4 protein-coding genes are annotated in these 4,059 nt (G+C 29.3%); all 4 read left to right on the top strand.

Features of this window, described 5'->3' with window-relative positions:
- Positions 1-584: 584 nt before the first annotated feature.
- Complete coding sequence (gene gmd, locus ACIQZ1_RS09550; RefSeq protein WP_396160823.1) at positions 585-1,667, top strand: GDP-mannose 4,6-dehydratase; 1,083 nt, start codon at positions 585-587, stop codon at positions 1,665-1,667.
- 7 nt (positions 1,668-1,674) lie between these two features.
- Complete coding sequence (locus ACIQZ1_RS09555) at positions 1,675-2,601, top strand: GDP-L-fucose synthase family protein (RefSeq protein WP_396160826.1); 927 nt, start codon at positions 1,675-1,677, stop codon at positions 2,599-2,601.
- On the top strand, positions 2,594-3,775 hold the full coding sequence (locus ACIQZ1_RS09560) for a DegT/DnrJ/EryC1/StrS family aminotransferase (protein WP_396160828.1): 1,182 nt from the start codon (positions 2,594-2,596) through the stop codon (positions 3,773-3,775). The genes ACIQZ1_RS09555 and ACIQZ1_RS09560 overlap by 8 nt, the downstream gene beginning before the upstream one ends.
- On the top strand, positions 3,756-4,059 hold a 304-nt coding region (locus ACIQZ1_RS09565), incomplete at its 3' end, for a hypothetical protein (RefSeq protein WP_396160830.1). The genes ACIQZ1_RS09560 and ACIQZ1_RS09565, both read left to right, overlap by 20 nt.

The following is a 4,059-nucleotide window of genomic DNA, read 5'->3' on the forward strand; positions in this document are numbered from 1 at the left end:
TCTGCAATTAATCTTTTTCCTAACCATTTTTTAGAATAAAATAAAAAATAAAAACCAAAAATTTCTATAAAACTATCTAACCCAAAATCGCCTCTAATTTCGCTAATTGAACTTTTAAAAAAATTAGAAAAAAACAAAACCCCTACTAAATGAATAGATGCAGATAATACACCGATGTAAAATATGCTTTTTACAAAAACCTCTAATTCTTGATTTTTATAAAAAACAATATAACCAATTGCAATTGCTATAATTGGTTTTAGAAAATAAATAATATCCTTTAAAACCTATTCCAAAAATTAAGACCAAAGGAAGGATTTGTTTATAAAAGGAAGTTGAAATTTTAATCTTTTTTACTTTAATCGTAAAAACTAAAAACAAAAGCTGTAATAAAAAATTTGTTTTGTAAGACGGGAGGTACATCTCACTTAAAACAAGTAGTGTAAAAAATAATAGTAGTGGTTTTTTAAAAATATTCAAAATTTTAAATTTAAAAATCAAAAGTAACGTTTTTTACTAAATTAATGCCTATTTAATTTAAAGTTTTATAAATAAAATATATATTTGTATATTGATTTTTTTAAATGAAAACAGCACTAATCACAGGCATAAACGGGCAAGATGGTTCGTATTTAGCAGAATTATTAATACAAAAAGGATATGACGTACATGGAATTATTCGTCGAAGTTCTACTTTTAATACAGAGCGTATTGAACATTTATATATTGATTCATTAATAAAAGATTTACATAAAGACAAAAAAATTAAGTTACATTATGGTGATATGACCGACTCTACAAGCTTAATCCGCTTAGTACAAGAGATTCGTCCAGATGAAATTTATAATTTAGCAGCACAGTCTCATGTAAAAGTTTCATTTGATATGCCAGAATATACTGCTGAAACTGATGGAGTTGGTACATTGCGTTTGTTAGAAGCAATTAGAATTTGTGGTTTAGAAACTAAAACTCGAATTTATCAAGCGTCAACTTCAGAATTATATGGAAAAGTACAAGAGGTCCCTCAAAAAGAAACCACTCCATTTTATCCACGGTCTCCTTACGGAGTTGCTAAATTATACGCATATTGGATTACTAAAAACTACCGTGAGTCATACGGGATTTATGCCGTTAATGGAATTTTATTTAACCATGAATCTGAACGTAGAGGAGAAACATTTGTAACAAGGAAAATTACATTATCTGCTTCAAGAATAAAACACGGAATTCAAGATAAATTATATTTAGGGAACTTAGATTCGTTACGTGATTGGGGCTATGCTAAAGATTACGTTGAATGTATGTGGTTAATGCTACAAAAAGAGTCGCCTGAAGATTATGTAATTGCAACAGGAGTACAATATTCTGTTCGTTATTTTTGTGAATTAGCTTTTAAAGAAGCTAGTATTGAACTAGAATGGAAAGGTGAAAATGAAAACGAAATTGGTGTTTGTAAAGCAACTGGCAAAACCATTATTGAAGTTGACCCTAACTATTATCGCCCCGCAGAAGTTGAAAGTTTATTGGGAGATCCTACAAAAGCTAGAACGCAATTAGGATGGAATCCAAGCAAAACTTCTATTGAAGAATTAGTACGCATTATGATGGAACACGATTTGAAATATGTGGTTCGTTTTAAAGATAGAAGTTCATTAAATAAATACTAAAAACAAAATGCGTATTTTAATTACGGGTGGAAACGGAATGGTTGGGAAAAATATTTTGGAGCACCACAAAACTTCAAATTATGAAATTTTTGCGCCATCAAGCTCCGAATTAAATCTTCGCGATTACAATTCAGTTAACAACTATATAGCAAAAAACAAACCTGAAATTATTATTCATACAGCAGGATTGGTAGGTGGAATTCAAGCCAACATATCACGGCCAGTAGATTTTTTGGTTTTTAATTTAGATATGGGAAGAAATATCATCATGGCATCTAAAGAAAATGGCGTGAAATATTTTTTAAATATGGCAAGTTCTTGTATGTATCCGCGTGAAGGACAAAATCCATTAAAAGAGGATTTGATTTTAAAAGGTGAATTAGAACCAACAAATGAAGGCTATGCTATTGCCAAAGTAGTGGCGACTCGTTTGTGCGAATATATTGTAAAAGAAAATCCTTCATTACAATATAAAACCGTAATTCCGTGTAATTTATATGGAAAACACGATAAATTTTCACCAGAAAATTCACACATGATTCCAGCTGTAATTAAAAAAATATATGAAGCCAAACAAAATAATGCTAAAGAGATTGATATTTGGGGTGATGGTTTAGCACGAAGAGAATTTATGTATACGGGCGATTTAGCCGATTTCGTGTTTTACGCATTAGAAAACTTTGAGAAAATGCCACAAAATATAAATGTTGGCTTAGGTTTCGATTATACTATTATTGAATATTATCAAGCTATTGCTGATGTTATTGGTTTTAAAGGTAAATTTATATATGATCTAACAAAACCAATTGGTATGAGGCAAAAGTTAATTGATGATAGTAAACTAAAACAATTTGGTTGGAAACACCAAACCACTTTACTACAAGGAATAAAAAAGACATTAGACTATTTTAAATCAGAAGTAATAAATGATTAAATATCCGTTAGCATCGTCAACTTGGGACGAAAAAGAAATAGAAGCCATCAATAGAGTGATTGCTAAAGACATGTACACAATGGGTGAAGGCGTGAAACAATTTGAAGAAAATTTTGCTACTTATGTGAAATCTAAATACGCTGTTATGGTAAATTCAGGTTCTTCAGCAAATTTAATTGCTGTTGCTGCTATGTTTTTTACAAAAAACCCAAAACTTAAAAGAGGCGATGAAGTAATAGTACCAGCGGTTTCATGGTCTACTACATATTATCCTTTAGCACAATATGGTTTAAAATTGAAATTTGTAGATGTGGATTTATACACCTTAAATTTCGATTTAGAACAACTAAAAAAAGCTGTATCGGAAAACACTAAAATGATATTAGCAGTAAATTTACTTGGAAATCCAAACGATTTTGATGCGATTAAAGAAATAATCGGTGATAAAGACATTATCTTAATGGAAGATAATTGCGAATCTATGGGTGCAGAATTTAAGGGTAAACAAGCCGGAACTTTTGGTTTAGTAGGAACGTTTTCTACTTTTTATTCGCACCACATGGCTACTATGGAAGGCGGATTAATTGTTACTGATGATGCTGAAATGTATCATGTAATGATTTGTTTACGCGCTCACGGTTGGACACGTCACTTACCAAAAGAAAATCATGTTTCTAATAAAAGTGATAATGCTTTTGATGAATCTTTCCGCTTTATATTACCAGGTTATAACGTACGACCAGTTGAAATGAGTGGTGAAATTGGTGTAGAACAATTAAAAAAATTACCATCATTCTTAGAATACAGAAGAAAAAATGCCGAGTTGTTTGTAACATTATTTAAAAATCATAAAGATTTTTATATTCAAAAAGATATAGACAATAGCAGCTGGTTTGGATTTAGTTTTATTATTAAACCAGAATCAACTTTAGATAGAACAGAAATTATAAAAAAATTAGAAACTAATCATATTGATTGTCGTCCGATTGTAACAGGTGATTTTACTAAAAACGAAGTGTTGAAATATTTTGATTATGAAATTTTTGGAGAAATGAAAAATGCACAATATTTAGACAAAAAAGGATTCTTTGTAGGAAATCATCAAGTAGATTTAACAAAAGAGATTAATCATTTATTTGAAGTTTTGAAATTTAATGAAAATCTTAGTAAATAAAATTCAAAGTCAAGCCTTTCAAAGTTCGTTTTTTAAAGGAGCGACAGGATTATTGATGTTTATTTCCATTTATTTACTAGTTCGATTATTAGGAAATTCAAATTATGGAATTTTGGTTTTAATAATTGGTTTCTTTCAATGGGGATTGTATTTTGATTTTGGTATATCAAATGTATTAAAATCAAAAATTCCTGAATTAATTTATAAAAATAAAATCACTCTAATTAATCAATATATACGAGAATCGCTAATATTAACTATTTTTTTATCTCTTATATTGTTTT

It is taken from the genome of Flavobacterium sp. (assembly GCF_044341185.1).
Lineage (GTDB): Bacteria > Bacteroidota > Bacteroidia > Flavobacteriales > Flavobacteriaceae > Flavobacterium.

What these genes read in the sequence shown, in the direction of transcription:
- ACIQZ1_RS09560 (WP_396160828.1), top strand. Translation starts at nt 2,594, where the DNA reads ATGATTAAATATCCGTTAGCATCGTCAACTTGGGACGAAAAAGAAATA.
- ACIQZ1_RS09555 (WP_396160826.1), top strand. Translation starts at nt 1,675, where the DNA reads ATGCGTATTTTAATTACGGGTGGAAACGGAATGGTTGGGAAAAATATT.
- gmd (WP_396160823.1), top strand. Translation starts at nt 585, where the DNA reads ATGAAAACAGCACTAATCACAGGCATAAACGGGCAAGATGGTTCGTAT.